At 65.6% G+C, this 12,800-nt stretch carries 15 protein-coding genes and 1 pseudogene; 12 read left to right on the top strand and 4 right to left on the bottom strand.

Annotated elements, in window-relative coordinates:
* Positions 1 to 748 (bottom strand): annotated as a pseudogene (locus tag DY468_RS23110) (flagellar biosynthetic protein FliO); the annotation flags it as partial.
* Between the two features lie 320 nt (positions 749 to 1,068).
* Here DY468_RS23110 and flgB point away from each other — a divergent pair.
* The 9 genes from flgB (at position 1,069) to DY468_RS23065 (ending at position 9,387) form a co-directional block, all read left to right on the top strand.
* On the top strand, positions 1,069 to 1,476 hold the full coding sequence (gene flgB / locus DY468_RS23105) for a flagellar basal body rod protein FlgB (protein WP_164607758.1): 408 nt from the start codon (positions 1,069 to 1,071) through the stop codon (positions 1,474 to 1,476).
* 23 nt (positions 1,477 to 1,499) lie between these two features.
* Entirely contained in the window at positions 1,500 to 1,925 is a 426-nt protein-coding gene (flgC, locus tag DY468_RS23100; protein WP_164607756.1) for a flagellar basal body rod protein FlgC, read from the top strand.
* Positions 1,926 to 1,962: 37 nt separating this feature from the next.
* Positions 1,963 to 2,268 (top strand): flagellar hook-basal body complex protein FliE, encoded by a 306-nt coding sequence (fliE, locus tag DY468_RS23095; RefSeq protein ID WP_110788600.1) that lies wholly within the window; start codon positions 1,963 to 1,965, stop codon positions 2,266 to 2,268.
* Between the two features lie 155 nt (positions 2,269 to 2,423).
* Positions 2,424 to 2,687 (top strand): flagellar biosynthesis protein FliQ, encoded by a 264-nt coding sequence (fliQ, locus tag DY468_RS23090; RefSeq protein ID WP_110788599.1) that lies wholly within the window; start codon positions 2,424 to 2,426, stop codon positions 2,685 to 2,687.
* 100 nt (positions 2,688 to 2,787) lie between these two features.
* The gene (fliR, locus tag DY468_RS23085) at positions 2,788 to 3,555 is read left to right on the top strand and encodes a flagellar biosynthetic protein FliR (RefSeq protein ID WP_164607754.1); all 768 of its coding nucleotides are present in this window, start codon (positions 2,788 to 2,790) and stop codon (positions 3,553 to 3,555) included.
* Between the two features lie 26 nt (positions 3,556 to 3,581).
* Entirely contained in the window at positions 3,582 to 4,655 is a 1,074-nt protein-coding gene (flhB, locus tag DY468_RS23080) for a flagellar biosynthesis protein FlhB (RefSeq protein ID WP_164607752.1), read from the top strand.
* A gap of 154 nt (positions 4,656 to 4,809) precedes the next feature.
* Positions 4,810 to 7,380: a cell cycle histidine kinase CckA gene (cckA, locus tag DY468_RS23075; RefSeq protein ID WP_246701096.1), complete on the top strand. Its 2,571-nt coding sequence runs from the start codon at positions 4,810 to 4,812 to the stop codon at positions 7,378 to 7,380.
* 151 nt (positions 7,381 to 7,531) lie between these two features.
* Complete coding sequence (locus DY468_RS23070) at positions 7,532 to 8,554, top strand: Tim44 domain-containing protein (RefSeq protein ID WP_164607748.1); 1,023 nt, start codon at positions 7,532 to 7,534, stop codon at positions 8,552 to 8,554.
* 122 nt (positions 8,555 to 8,676) lie between these two features.
* Positions 8,677 to 9,387 (top strand): glutathione S-transferase, encoded by a 711-nt coding sequence (locus tag DY468_RS23065; RefSeq protein ID WP_164607762.1) that lies wholly within the window; start codon positions 8,677 to 8,679, stop codon positions 9,385 to 9,387.
* 154 nt (positions 9,388 to 9,541) lie between these two features.
* Here the strand turns inward: DY468_RS23065 and DY468_RS23060 are convergent, their stop codons facing one another.
* The 3 genes from DY468_RS23060 to DY468_RS23055 form a co-directional block, all read right to left on the bottom strand.
* A complete protein-coding gene (locus DY468_RS23060; protein ID WP_164607741.1) occupies positions 9,542 to 9,901 on the bottom strand; it encodes a GFA family protein in 360 nt (119 codons plus the stop codon).
* Positions 9,902 to 10,046: 145 nt separating this feature from the next.
* A complete protein-coding gene (locus tag DY468_RS24695) occupies positions 10,047 to 10,217 on the bottom strand; it encodes a hypothetical protein (RefSeq protein ID WP_205512636.1) in 171 nt (56 codons plus the stop codon).
* Between the two features lie 197 nt (positions 10,218 to 10,414).
* Entirely contained in the window at positions 10,415 to 10,909 is a 495-nt protein-coding gene (locus DY468_RS23055) for a hypothetical protein (protein WP_164607760.1), read from the bottom strand.
* A 97-nt stretch (positions 10,910 to 11,006) separates the two neighbouring features.
* On the opposite strand from DY468_RS23055, the gene DY468_RS23050 reads away from it, so the two are divergent.
* The 3 genes from DY468_RS23050 to DY468_RS23040 all read left to right on the top strand — a co-directional run.
* Entirely contained in the window at positions 11,007 to 11,291 is a 285-nt protein-coding gene (locus DY468_RS23050) for a hypothetical protein (protein ID WP_164607739.1), read from the top strand.
* Positions 11,288 to 11,572: a type II toxin-antitoxin system RelE/ParE family toxin gene (locus DY468_RS23045; protein ID WP_164607737.1), complete on the top strand. Its 285-nt coding sequence runs from the start codon at positions 11,288 to 11,290 to the stop codon at positions 11,570 to 11,572. The genes DY468_RS23050 and DY468_RS23045 overlap by 4 nt, the downstream gene beginning before the upstream one ends.
* Positions 11,573 to 12,004: 432 nt before the next feature.
* Positions 12,005 to 12,800, top strand: a 796-nt coding sequence (locus tag DY468_RS23040) for a fumarate hydratase (RefSeq protein ID WP_205512634.1), incomplete at its 3' end; no start/stop codon positions are given.

The raw sequence follows: 12,800 nt of genomic DNA, 5'->3' as shown, positions 1-12,800 counted from the left end.
GGGCGGGCGCCGGCTTCAGCTCGAGGCGCGGCGGCCGCGGCATCGCCGGTTCGGCGCGCGGACGAGGCGCCGGATCGATCCGGGGTTCGGGACGCGGCTCAGCACGCGGCGGCTCGGGACGCATGATCGGAGGGTCGGCACGCATGACCGGCGGCTCCGCCCGCTGCAGCGGCGGTAGCGGCGGCTCGGCGCGGGGCATTGGCGGCATCGGAGGTTCGGGCCGTGCAATCGGTTCAGGCACCAGCCCAGCGAACGGATCCGCCGGACGTCGCTCCGGCATCCGGTCCGGCATTGGCGGGGGCGGTGCGCGGCGCGGCTCCTCGGCGAAGGCCGGACGGGACGGGCGCGTCGGGATCGGGGGCAGTTCCGGTTCTTGAGGCTCGGCGGCGGGCTCGTCCCACGACGTCGGCTCCGGGGCGGTCAGGCGAGGCTCCAGCCCGCCTCTGGTCGGCAGCTGGTCGCGCGTGGCACTGGCGCGGACGATATTGGGCTCGATCACGATGTCGCTCGGGCCGCCGATCATCAGCAGGTGCTCGACATTGTCGCGGCGGACCAGAACCAGGCGGCGGCGGCCATCCACGGCTGCGGCGTCGATCACCGCGAGCCTCGGCATCCGGCCGCGGCCGGCGTTGGTGCCCAGCCGGTTGCCGGCGAAATGACGGACCAGCCAGGCGGCGACGCCGATCAGCGCCAGAACCGCGAGAAACGCTAAAAAGAACATCCAAATCGACGAGTTCTGCGAGCCCATGCTGTATCCCCGGCAAAAACGCAGGCGCCCCGGCACTTCCCGAGAGCGCCGAATCCGGACGGCGAACGCGACCGGTCCCGGTGATGTGCGGCGGTCCCACCCCGTCCCTTCTTAATAATCCACGGCAAGAACTGCCATCCGTTTCTTCTCTTAATCCACCAATGATGCCGCCCCAACCGGGTTTTGCGCGGTTTTTGCGCCACTTGCGGCGCCGCAGCGGTTACCGCGTGCGGCTCTTAACCAGTCGTTAACCATAGGGGCGGCAAATTCTGCCTACCCGGCGGAATCGCGTGGCGGCCAGACCGGGGCGGAGGCGGCTAATGTCGATCAACGATCTGCCGGAACTGACCGCGTTGCGCACCAAGATGCAGTGGCATCAGGAGCGCCAGAAAGTCTTGGCCGAAAACATCTCCAATTCCGACACGCCGAACTACCGGCCGCGGGATCTGGTGGCACCGCAGTTCTCCCCCGAGGGCACCGCCACGGGCGGTCCGGGCGGCTCGCTGCCGCTGCTGCGCACCAGCGCGGCGCATCTGAAGCCGCCGGGCGGCTCGCCCAGCTTCTCGACCGACAACAAGGGCGGCTTCCAGACCCGGCCGGCCGGCAACGCCGTCAACCTCGAGGACGAGATGCTGAAAGTCTCGGCCAACCAGATGGATTACGCCGCCGTGACCTCGCTCTACAGCCGCAGTCTCGGACTGCTCAAAACCGCGATCGGCAAGCGCTGACGACAGCGCCGGGAGGCTGAACCATGGCAGACGACGGCAACGACTTCGCCCGCTCGATGGGCATCGCCACTTCCGGCCTGCGCGCCCAGGCGGGGCGGATGCGGGTCATTTCGGAAAACATCGCCAACGCCGATTCCACCGCGCACGCCGCCGGCGGCGATCCGTATCGCCGCAAGGTGCCGACCTTCACCTCGGCGCTGGATCGCTCACTCGACGCCAGGGTGGTGGCGCTCGGCCGGGTCAAGCCGGACACCTCGGCGTTCCGGGTCAAATACGAGCCGACCAATCCGGCGGCCGACGCCGCCGGCAATGTCAAATACCCCAACGTCAATCCGGTGATCGAGATGACCGACATGCGCGATGCGCAGCGATCCTACGAAGCCAACCTCAACGTCATCAGCGCCACCCGCCGGATGATTCAGCGCACGCTCGACATCCTCAAAGCCTGATCCGCTTCCCCAACGCATCGCAGTAGGACACTGACCCATGGCCACCCCGATTTCCGCAGCGAACGCCTATGCGAGCCTCGCCCGTCTGGCCAAGCCGGCCGGCGCCGACAAAGGGAGCGAGGACGCCCCGTCGTTCGGCAATTTGGTCAAGCAGGCGATGGGCAGCGTGCTCGACGCCGGCCGCAAATCCGACGCCCAATCGATTGCGATGGCGTCCGGCAAATCCAACGTGATGGACGTGGTGACGGCGGTCGCCGAGACCGACGTCGCGGTCTCGACCCTGGTGTCGGTCCGCGACCGGGTGATCCAGTCCTACGAAGAAATCATGCGGATGCCGATCTGACGGCGGCACCCTCCGATAGGCATCGTCATCGCGCGCGAAGTGAAGCACTCCAGGACCCAGCCCACCGCGCTCCTGGATCGCTTCGTCGCTCCGCTCCTTGCGCTGACGAGACCGAACACCACCACTGCCACAATCGTCGACACAAGGATTCTCTCATGACGGGCCCCGAAACCCTCGACGTCGCCCGCGACGCGATCTGGACCATCGTCGTGGTGTCGGCGCCGCTGATGGTGGTCGGCCTGGTGGTCGGCGTCGCGGTGTCGCTGGTCCAGGCGCTGACCCAGATCCAGGAGCAGACGCTGGTGTTCGTGCCGAAGATCCTGGCGATGTTCGTCACTTTGGTGCTGGCGCTGCCGTTCATGGCGGATGCGTTGCACGCACAGATGATCCGGATCTCGTCGCGAATCATCGGCGGTTGACGCATGATCGAAGCCCGCGCCGCTTTGCTGGTCGCGTCCGCCGCTGCGTGCGGCCGGATCGAACCGCCGGCTTGCGCGCGCTTCGAGTCAGATTGCCGCGATGAACATCGACCTGACCTTTCTGCCGGCGCTGGCCGCCGCTTTCATACTGGTGTTCGCCCGCATCGGCTCGATGGTGATGCTGATGCCGGCGTTCGGCGAGAGCAACATCCCGACTCGGGTGAAGCTGTCGATCGCGCTGCTGCTGACGTTGGTCATGCTGCCGCTGCATCGCTCCGCCTATCAGGTCGATATGTCGTCGCTGACGCCGCTGCTCGTGCTGATGCTGCAGGAGATCGCAGTCGGCATCGTGCTCGGCGCCACCGCGCGGGTGACGCTGTCGGCGCTGCAGGTCGCCGGCGCGGTGATCGCCCAGCAACTCGGACTCGGCTTCGTTTCGGCAGTCGATCCCACGCAGGGCCAGCAGGGCGTGGTGGTCGGCAACTTTCTGACGCTGCTCGGCGTGACGATGCTGTTCGCCACCGACATGCACTATCTGGTGATCGAGGCGCTGAGCGAGAGCTACAAAGTGTTCGCGCCGGGCGAATTGCTGAGCACCGGGGACGTCGCGGCGCTGGCGACCAGAGCGTTCGCCGCCGCATTCAAGCTCGGCCTGCAATTGGCGGCGCCGTTTCTGGTGTTCGGCCTCGTGTTCAACATCGGTCTCGGCGTGCTGGCGCGGCTGATGCCGCAGATGCAGGTGTATTTCGTCGGTGTGCCGCTATCGATCGTGATCGGCTTTATCGTGCTCGGCGTGGTGCTGACCACGATGATGGGCGCATTTCTCGGCTATTTCGGCGGCGTCATGCACGATCTGACGCCGGGCTGATGTTCGGCGTCGTTCGGAGCTGAGCGATGTCGGACGACAGCGACGAGAAAACAGAAGAGCCGACACAGAAAAAGCTCGACGATGCGCTCAAGCGCGGCGACGTGGTCAAGAGTCAGGAGGTCAACACCTGGTTCCTGATCGCGGGAGCCACGCTGGTGCTGTCGTCGTTCCACGAGTCGATCGGGGTCGGCATCCTCGCGCCGATGCGCAACCTGATCGAAAAATCGTGGATGCTGCCGGTCGACGGCGACGGACTGATCGCCCTGGTCAAGAGCCTGTCCTACGCGACCTTGGCGGCGATCGGCATTCCGCTGCTGATGCTGGTGATCGTGGCGATCGCCAGCAACATGATCCAGCACCGGCTGGTGTTCTCGGCCGAGGCGCTGACGCCGAAGTTCAGCAAGCTGTCGCCGCTCGAAGGCGCCAAGCGGCTGTTCGGCAAGCAGGCGATGGCCAACTTCCTGAAGGGCCTGTTCAAGATTGTGGCGCTCGGCATCGTGATGGTGGCGGTGCTGTATCCCGAGCACGACCGGCTCGACGCGCTGCTGAAGATGGACGTCTCTGCGCTGCTCGGCGTCACCGTGGCGCTGACGCTGAAGCTGCTCGGTGCGGTCGTGGCGATGCTCGCCTTCGTGGCGGTCGGCGACTACTTTTTTCAATATCGGCAGTGGCACGAAAAGCTGAAGATGTCGCTGCAGGAGATCAAGGAAGAATACAAGCAGTCGGAAGGCGATCCGCACATCAAGGGCCGGCTCCGGCAACTCCGCTATCAGCGAATGAAGAAGCGGATGATGGCCGAAGTACCCAACGCTTCGGTGGTGATCACCAACCCGACCCACTTCTCGGTCGCGCTGAAATACGAGCGCGGCATGCCGGCGCCGATCTGTGTCGCCAAGGGCGTCGACGCGGTGGCGTTCAAGATCCGGGAAGTGGCGAAGGAAAACGACGTGCCGATCGTCGAGAACGTGCCGCTGGCGCGGGCGCTGTACGCCACCGTCGAGGTCGACGAGGAGATTCCGGTCGAGCACTATCAGGCCGTCGCAGAGGTGATCGGCTACGTGATGAATCTGAGGCGCAATCTGTTCGGGCGGCGGACCTGAGAACGGATCGTGCGCAGGGGCGTTGCCGAATCGCCTGCTGCGGCGCGCCGGAGGCCGGGTTGAGCGATAGATTCGCTTGCGTGAACCGCCGCGATTCAGGCAGTTGGAGCCGCGCCGCTGCGTGCCCGGCGGGCAAGGGACCGGTTCGGTGACCATGACCATCAACGATCAACACGCTTCGTCCGAGCCGCGCCCGGCCTCGCCGGAGCCGGCTCGCCGCAGCGGCAGTATCGCGCTGGTGCTGCTGCTGGCCGGCGCCATCGTGGCCGCCGCCGTGGCGTTCATGACGCTCGGCCGCGCCGGCGCCCAGCCCTACATTCTCGTCCTGCTGGCATTGCTGGCGATGGTCGGACTGTTCATGCTGTTCGCCTTCGCTGCCGGCATCATCGGCTTTGCCGACCGCGCCGCCGAGGACCCGATCCTGCGGGCGATTCCCGAAAACGCTTTCGACGGCATCGCGGTGACGGACGCCGGCGGCCACGTCATCTACGCCAACTCGACCTATCTGGCGCTGACCGGCGCGACCACGATGCAGGACGTTCGGCCGGTCGAGCGGGTGTTCATCGGCAATCCCGACGTTTCCGAGGCGGTGTTCCGTCTGCTCAAGGCGGCGCGCGAGGGGCGGCGGCTGCAGGAGGAGGTGCGGGTCGCCGGCGCTGACGGCAGCCACGGCCGCTGGATGCGGCTGCGGGTGCGCCCGCTCGGCGCCGGCAAGCGCGAGGCGCGGCAGACGGTGTGGTCGATCGCCGACATCACCCGCGACCGCGAGCGTCAGGAGGACGTGTTCCAGACCCTTCAGCACGCCATCGAGTATCTCGACCACGCGCCTTGCGGGTTCTTCTCGGTCAATCCCGCCGGCAATCTGGTCTACGTCAACGCCACGCTGGCGAACTGGCTCGACCACGACTTGGCCGAGATCGGCTCCGGCGGCCTCAAGCTGTCGGACGTTGTCTCGGGCGACGGTGCCGCGCTGCTGACCTCGATCGTGCCGGAGCCGGGCGAGGTGAAGACCGAAGTCTTCGACATCGACCTGAAGAAGCGCGGCGGCCAGACCGTGCCGGTGCGGCTGTATCACAAGCTGGCGTTCGGCGCCGACGGCACGCCCGGCCCGTCGCGGACGCTGGTGATCAGCCGCGCCCGCGACGACCGGCTCGATCCGCAGCGCGCCGCCGAAATCCGCTTCATGCGGTTCTTCGACCAGACCCCGATGGCGATCGCCACGGTCGACAAAGCGGGTGCGGTGGTGCGCGCCAACGCCCGGCTGGCGAAGCTGGCGCAGAGCCTCGATCCGGCGGGGTCGGCGGGATCGAAGTCGATTCTCGCCGCAGTCAGTAGTCGTGACCGCGCTGTGCTGGCGGGCACGATCGAGCAGGCCGCCAAGGGACAGGCCGATATCGCCCCGGTGGAAGTGATGCTCGACAGCGCCAAGGAGCGCTGGGGCCAGTTCTTCGTCACCGCGGTCGCCGACGACGGCGACAGCGAGGTGGCGATCGTCTACATGCTGGAGACGACCGAGCGCCGCGCGCTGGAGAACCAGGTCAACCAGGCGCAGAAGATGGATACCATCGGCCAGCTCGCCGGTGGCATCGCGCACGACTTCAACAACGTGCTGTCGGCCATCATGATGGCCAACGACTTCCTGCTGAACGCGCACAAGCCGACCGATCCGTCGTTCCAGGACATCATGCAGATCAAGCAGAACGCCACCCGCGCCGCGACCTTGGTGCGGCAGCTCCTGGCGTTCTCGCGCAAGCAGACGCTGCGCCCGCAGGTGCTCGATCTCGGCGAGGCACTGACCGACATCGACCGGCTGTTGAAGCGGCTGATCGGCGAGAAGATCTCGCTGGAGATGCAGCACGGCCGCGATCTGTGGCGAACCAAGGCCGACGTCTCGCAATTCGAACAGGTGATCGTCAATCTCGCCGTCAACGCCCGCGATGCGATGCCCGACGGCGGCAAGCTGACGATCCGCACCGCCAATGTCAGCGCCTCTGCGGCCTCGCAGCTTGGCCACAACGGCATGCCGGCGGCCGACTATGTCTGCGTCGAAGTTTCCGACACCGGCACCGGCATTCCGCCGGAAATCCTGGACAAGATTTTCGAGCCGTTCTTCTCGACCAAGGAGGTCGGCAAGGGCACCGGGCTCGGGCTGTCGACGGTCTACGGCATCATCAAGCAGACCGGCGGCTTCGTGTACGTCGATTCGGAAATCGGCAAGGGCACCACCTTCCGCATCTATCTGCCGCGCCACGAGCAGGCCGCCGAGCCGCAGGTCGAAGCGCCTGCGGTCGCTGCTGGCGGCGCAGCGTCCGAGCCCGCGCCGGCGGCCCCCAAGCCGCGCGCCGACATGACCGGGCAGGGCACCATCCTGCTGGTCGAAGACGAAGAGGGGCTTCGCTCGCTCAATGCCCGCGGTCTGCGCTCGCGCGGCTATCAGGTGATCGAAGCGTCCAACGGCATCGAGGCGCTGGAAGAGTTCGACGCCCATGGCGGCGCAGTCGATCTCGTCGTCTCCGACGTGGTGATGCCGGAGATGGACGGGCCGACGCTTTTGAAAGCGATGCGCGGCCGCAATCCTGACCTGAAGATCATCTTCGTGTCCGGCTACGCCGAGGACGCATTCGAAAAAAGTCTGCCGGAAAACGAGCAGTTCGCCTTCCTGGCCAAACCGTTCGCGCTCAGTGCGCTGGTTGCGAAGGTGAAGGAGACGATGGAGGCGGATTGAGGCGTGGCCGAGTGCTTCTTAACGGCTCGTTAGGTTCAGCGTACTCCCCGCGACCGAGGGCCGCAGGTGTGCGACGACGCGCCCGCTTCCTTTTTGATGGGCGCTGCCCATTTTAGCAGCGCTTCCCCCTGCCGGGGATCGAGGGAGATCCATGAATTTCTTGCATCGCACGCGCGGCGTTGTCGCTGCTCTTGCCGTGACCATGGCTTTGGCGCTGCCGATGGCGATGGTGCTGTCGTCGGCTGCCGACGCCCGTGCCGGCCGGAGCAGCAGCATGGGCTCGCGCGGCTCGCGCAGCTTCGCAGCGCCGCCGAGCACCACCACGGCGCCGGGCGCCGCTCAACCCTTCAACCGCACCTACAGCCAGCCGGGCAGCCCCGGCATGAGCGGCCCGGCCGCCGGCGCCGCCAACAAGGGCGGCTTCTTCAATCGTCCGGGCATGGGCATGCTCGGCGGCCTCGCCGCAGGCTTCCTCGGCGCCGGCCTGCTCGGCATGCTGTTCGGCGGCGGATTCCTGTCGGGTCTCGGCAGCTTCGCCTCGATCATCGGGCTGGTGCTGCAGGTCGCGCTGGTCGTGATCCTGGCGCGTCTCGCATGGGGCTGGTGGCAGCGGCGCAATAACCCGCAGGCGGCCTATGCGTCGGGTCCGGCGGCGGGCCAGGGTCCGCGGCCCGATGGCGTCCACGCCATGGACCAGACCGCCAACCAGGGTGCGCAGCCGGCCAATCGCAGCGGCTTCGGCTTCGGCGGCAGTGCCAGCAACGATCGGCCGCTCGAGATCAAGCCGGAGGACTATGAGGTGTTCGAGCGGCTGCTCGGCGACGTCCAGGCCGCTTGGTCGAATGAGGATATCGACCGGTTGCGTCAGCTCGCCACCCCGGAAATGGCGTCGTACTTCGCCAAGGATCTGGAGGAGAACAAGGCCGCCAACGACATCAACAAGGTGTCGGACGTGAAGCTGCTGCAGGGCGATCTTGCCGAAGCCTGGCGCGAGGGCGAAACCGACTACGCCACGGTGGCGATGCGGTTCTCGCTGGTCGACAAGACTCTCGAGCGCGGCACCAACCGTCTCGTCGCCGGCAGCGAGACGCCGATCGAAGCGACCGAGATCTGGACCTTCACCCGGCGGCCCGGCGCAAGCTGGGAACTGGCGGCGATCCAGCAGACCAACTGACGCTCTTCGCCGGAGTGATCCCAATCGAAGCGCCGCGGACCTTCCGCGGCGCTTTTTTGTTAGGCTTCTGAATGCGGCGACGTGCGGACGGCCGCGCGTCGATCACCACGGGGCCCGAGACCATGGCTTACGAACTGTACTACTGGCCGACCATCCAGGGCCGCGGCGAATTCGTGCGGCTGGCTTTGGAAGAGGCTGGCGCCGACTATGTCGACGCGGCACGCCGCGGCAAGGCCGGCATGGCGACCATGATGAAGCTGATGCAGGCGCGCACCGGGACGCCGCCATTCGCACCGCCGTTTCTCAAGGCTGGCAAGCTGACGATCGGCCAGACCGCCAACATCCTGCTGTATCTCGGCGGCCGCCACGGCCTTGCGCCCGCCACCGAGGCGGGCCGGCTGTGGGTGCATCAGCTCCAGCTCACCATCGCCGACCTTGTGCAGGAAGTGCACGACACCCATCACCCGATTGGCACCATGCTGTACTACGACGATCAACGGAAGCCGGCGAAGAAGCGGACCGCTCAGTTCTGGGACAACCGCGCGCCGAAATTTCTCGGCTACTTCGAGCGCCTGATCGCCGAAGGCAGCGGTGCGTATCTGACGGGGCGCAAGCCGAGCTACGCCGATCTGTCGCTGTTTCAGACCGTCGAAGGCCTGCGCTACGCGTTTCCGAAGCACATGAAGAAGTTCGAGCGCAAGATCCCCAAGCTGGTCGCGCTGCACGACCGCATCGCCGAGCGCCCGAATATCGCCGCGTATCTCGCCAGCGACCGCCGTGTTCCGTTCAACCAAGACGGCATCTTCCGGCACTACAAGGAGTTGGACAAGTAACAGCTTGTCGGCTGGCGCTCGATCTCTCCCCAAGTCATTCCAGGGCGCGCCGACAGGCGCGAACCCGGAATCCGACCCGAGCAGATCACCTCGAGATTCCGGGTTCGCGAGCTGCGCTCGCGCCCCGGAATGACTTGAGTGGATTTGCGCGAACCTATCTGTGCCGTCCGTCGATCGGCGTCATCTTCAGCTGCGACAGCTCTATGCCGTCGATGCAGGAGACGTTCAGCGCCACCACTTCGGTGCCGTCGGGCTTGGTGCCTCGCGCAAACACCTCGACGCCGCACTCGCTGCAGAGCTGGTGACTGACCGCGCGCTTGTTGAACAGATATTCCTTCAGGCTGTCTTCGCCGGCGCGCAGCTGAAAGCTCTTCGGCGGCAGGAAGGTGAAGTGCAGACCCTTCTTGGTGCAGATCGAGCAGTTGCAAGCCGTGACCATCGACAGGTCGGTGGTGCATTCGAACCGCACCAGACCGCAATGGCAGCCGCCGGTCAGGACTTTGGCATCGCTCATCAGGCTACCCCGCCGCTCGCGTCGGCCGAGTCTAGCAGAGCGCCGGCTGCGCGCCAGATGGCCACCAGCGCAGCGATCGGGCTGAAACAACAAAGCCCCGCGCGTGGCGGGGCCCGTCGTCGCTTCTGAGACGCGTCGTCGTGCTTTACGCGAGCTGGTCGACGCGGGTGCCCTGTCCGGGCGGCAGCGCCGCTTTCGGCGGCTGGATGCTGGTGGTGTCCTTGTCGTCTTTCGGCGGCGGAGGTGGCGGCGGAGGGCTCGCCTGAGTCGCCGGCTTGGCCACCGGTGTCGACGACACGCTCGAAATGCTGCTCATCAGTCTTTCCTCGTGTTGGCCAACGTCCCCCGATGACATGGCGCGTCGGTGGCGAGTTGCCATCGGCTGCGCCCAGGGAGGCATCGGATCACAGGCGATGATCGCGCCGTCCGGTGAAGTTTGCGCGCATTTCTGCGTCGGCATTTGCTTCAAATGCCGTGTTGTCGCCTCGGGAAAGAAGCAGTTCCGGTTTCCGGCTATTCGCTGCTGTCGCGGCTGATCGAGATCGAGGAGTCGGTCTTGGTTCGGGCGCAGCGCATGTCGAGCCGGCGGAACCGGGTCTTGATGTCGTTGCCGCGCAGGATGCCGACCCGCCCGAAGCAGCGCTTGACCCCGCGCAGAGTGTCCGGCTTCGGGATGGTGAACACGATCGCCGCTGCGCTGGCGATCAGGTCCTGAAACTCCGGCGACGGCTTTCGCGCCGGCGCCTGGCCGTAAACCTCATTCTTCACCGTGCGGCTCGGACACCCCAGCCGCAGCGCCTTCGCGGCCGGATGCGACAGATAGATCGTATTGGCGGCGGTCTTGCCAATGCCGACCCCGCCGATCTGTGCCTTGAGTTGCTTGGCGAGATCGTCACAGCGATCGGCGCGGGCGGGGGTGGCGATGGTGAATGCAGCGAGCGTGAGGGCGGTCAAGGAAGTTGCGCCGTACCCGACGCGTATCGGCAAAGAGGTTGAAAACAAGATCAGTTCCTCCGCGCATGGGCTTCCGATAAGTGAGCTTCTTAGCGAAGCTCGCACAGAAAGCAAAACAGGGCGGAGCCTACCACCGCCGAACCGGGCCACAATGAAGGCAGTCGCGACGGCTGCACAGACCGGCGGAAAATGCTATGTTGAGGTCATGAGCAGAGAGCAGGTGAAGGCTATTCTGGAGCGTGTGCTGACCTGGTCGCCCGAGCGCCAGGAGGACGCTGCTGACATTCTGACTGCGATGGAGGCGTCGGATTCGAGCCAACTCCGGCTTTCCAATGCGCAGGCCGACGAGGTTCGGCGACGGCTTGCGGACAGCGATGCCGAGACGATGACGCTGGAAGAATTCACCGCGCACTTCAAGCGGCGTCTGGCTCCGTGAAAGTCGTCGTTCGACAGGCCGCCCGGCGTGACCTCGACGACATTCTCGATTGGATTTCGAAGGACAGTCCGCGGGCCGCAAGGGCGGTAACAGAGCGGATATTGGATCGCGTGAACCGGTTGGCGAAGCGTGGCCTTGCAAGCATGGGTCGGCCGGGCCTGGTCGAAGGCACCCGCGAACTGCTGGAGCCGCCCTATATCATCGTCTATCAGATCGATACCGCCACCAATGAAATCGTGGTGCTCAACATCGTCCATGGCGCGAGGAAACGGGACGAGTGATGACGAGGTCGATGGATAGATGTTGCAGGGGCGAGATCGGTCGGGTGCGGATCGCTGCGCACTGTTCGATGCCTGTGCGTTGAAGTAGGTGAGGCGGGGAAGGTGAGCCGTGGCTACAGCAATCAAGCCCATTTTGAGACGGTTCGATAGCCCTGCTTGATCGTAGGCGAATGCGGCCGAGCAAGAGCTTACTGGGCAGCAGGAACGACCAGTGGTTACCCAGTCTCTCGCTTCGAAATCGGAGGCTAGTGCGGAGACTGAACAAGAACACCGGCCCAGCGATCCTCCGCAGGAAGAAAGCGCCACTTCGGTTGCAGCCGACTCTGGCGGGTAAACGTCCTGACGCTCCCCACCCTCCCGTTTTGAACCCTTCAAAATCCCTTCGAAACCGCCTAGACAGGGCCGCGAATTTCCCCATTCGAGGCCCTGTCCATGAACGCTCCCACGCCCGTTCCGTCTGCCGCCACCCCGGTTCCGCCCTATAAGCACACCCCGCTGTTTCCGCTGGGCAAGGACGACACCGTCTATCGTAAGATCACGTCGGACGGCGTGCGGGTGGAAAAGGTGCTCGGGCGCGACATGCTGGTGGTGGAGCGCGAGGCGCTGCGGGCGCTGTCGGAGGCTGCGTTCGGCGAGATCAACCATTATCTGCGGCCCGGCCACCTCGCCCAGCTCCGCAAGATCCTGGACGATCCGGAGGCGAGCCCGAACGACAAGTTCGTTGCGCTCGATTTCCTGAAGAACGCCAATATCGCCGCCGGCGGCGTGCTGCCGATGTGCCAGGACACCGGCACCGCGATCATCATGGGCAAGAAGGGCTCGAACGTCATCACCGACGGCGATGACGAGGCAGCGCTGAGCGAGGGCGCGCGCGACGCTTACTTGCGCCGTAACCTGCGCTACTCGCAGGTCGCGCCGCTGTCGATGTTCGAAGAGAAGAACACCGCCAACAACATGCCGGCGCAGTGCGAGATCTACGCCGAGGGCGATGATGCCTACAAGTTCATGTTCATGGCCAAGGGCGGCGGCTCGGCCAACAAGAGCTTCCTGTTCCAGGCGACGCCGTCGCTGCTGACGCGCGACCGGCTGCTGGCGTTCCTGAAAGAGAAGATCATGACGCTCGGCACCGCGGCGTGCCCGCCCTATCACCTGGCGATCGTGATCGGCGGCACTTCGGTCGAGACCACGATGAAGACGGTGAAGCTCGCCCTGTCTCTTATACAAATCT

Origin of the sequence: Rhodopseudomonas sp. BR0M22 (assembly GCF_010907035.1) — a bacterium.
In the GTDB taxonomy this organism is placed as follows: domain Bacteria; phylum Pseudomonadota; class Alphaproteobacteria; order Rhizobiales; family Xanthobacteraceae; genus Rhodopseudomonas.
The sequence above is the reverse complement of the archived record's forward strand: the minus strand, read 5'-3'. Positions and strand labels throughout refer to the sequence as shown.

What these genes read in the sequence shown, in the direction of transcription:
- flgB (WP_164607758.1), top strand. Translation starts at nt 1,069, where the DNA reads ATGTCGATCAACGATCTGCCGGAACTGACCGCGTTGCGCACCAAGATG.
- flgC (WP_164607756.1), top strand. Translation starts at nt 1,500, where the DNA reads ATGGCAGACGACGGCAACGACTTCGCCCGCTCGATGGGCATCGCCACT.
- fliE (WP_110788600.1), top strand. Translation starts at nt 1,963, where the DNA reads ATGGCCACCCCGATTTCCGCAGCGAACGCCTATGCGAGCCTCGCCCGT.
- fliQ (WP_110788599.1), top strand. Translation starts at nt 2,424, where the DNA reads ATGACGGGCCCCGAAACCCTCGACGTCGCCCGCGACGCGATCTGGACC.
- fliR (WP_164607754.1), top strand. Translation starts at nt 2,788, where the DNA reads ATGAACATCGACCTGACCTTTCTGCCGGCGCTGGCCGCCGCTTTCATA.
- flhB (WP_164607752.1), top strand. Translation starts at nt 3,582, where the DNA reads ATGTCGGACGACAGCGACGAGAAAACAGAAGAGCCGACACAGAAAAAG.
- cckA (WP_246701096.1), top strand. Translation starts at nt 4,810, where the DNA reads ATGACCATCAACGATCAACACGCTTCGTCCGAGCCGCGCCCGGCCTCG.
- DY468_RS23070 (WP_164607748.1), top strand. Translation starts at nt 7,532, where the DNA reads ATGAATTTCTTGCATCGCACGCGCGGCGTTGTCGCTGCTCTTGCCGTG.
- DY468_RS23065 (WP_164607762.1), top strand. Translation starts at nt 8,677, where the DNA reads ATGGCTTACGAACTGTACTACTGGCCGACCATCCAGGGCCGCGGCGAA.
- DY468_RS23060 (WP_164607741.1), bottom strand. Translation starts at nt 9,901, where the DNA reads ATGAGCGATGCCAAAGTCCTGACCGGCGGCTGCCATTGCGGTCTGGTG.
- DY468_RS24695 (WP_205512636.1), bottom strand. Translation starts at nt 10,217, where the DNA reads ATGAGCAGCATTTCGAGCGTGTCGTCGACACCGGTGGCCAAGCCGGCG.
- DY468_RS23050 (WP_164607739.1), top strand. Translation starts at nt 11,007, where the DNA reads ATGAAGGCAGTCGCGACGGCTGCACAGACCGGCGGAAAATGCTATGTT.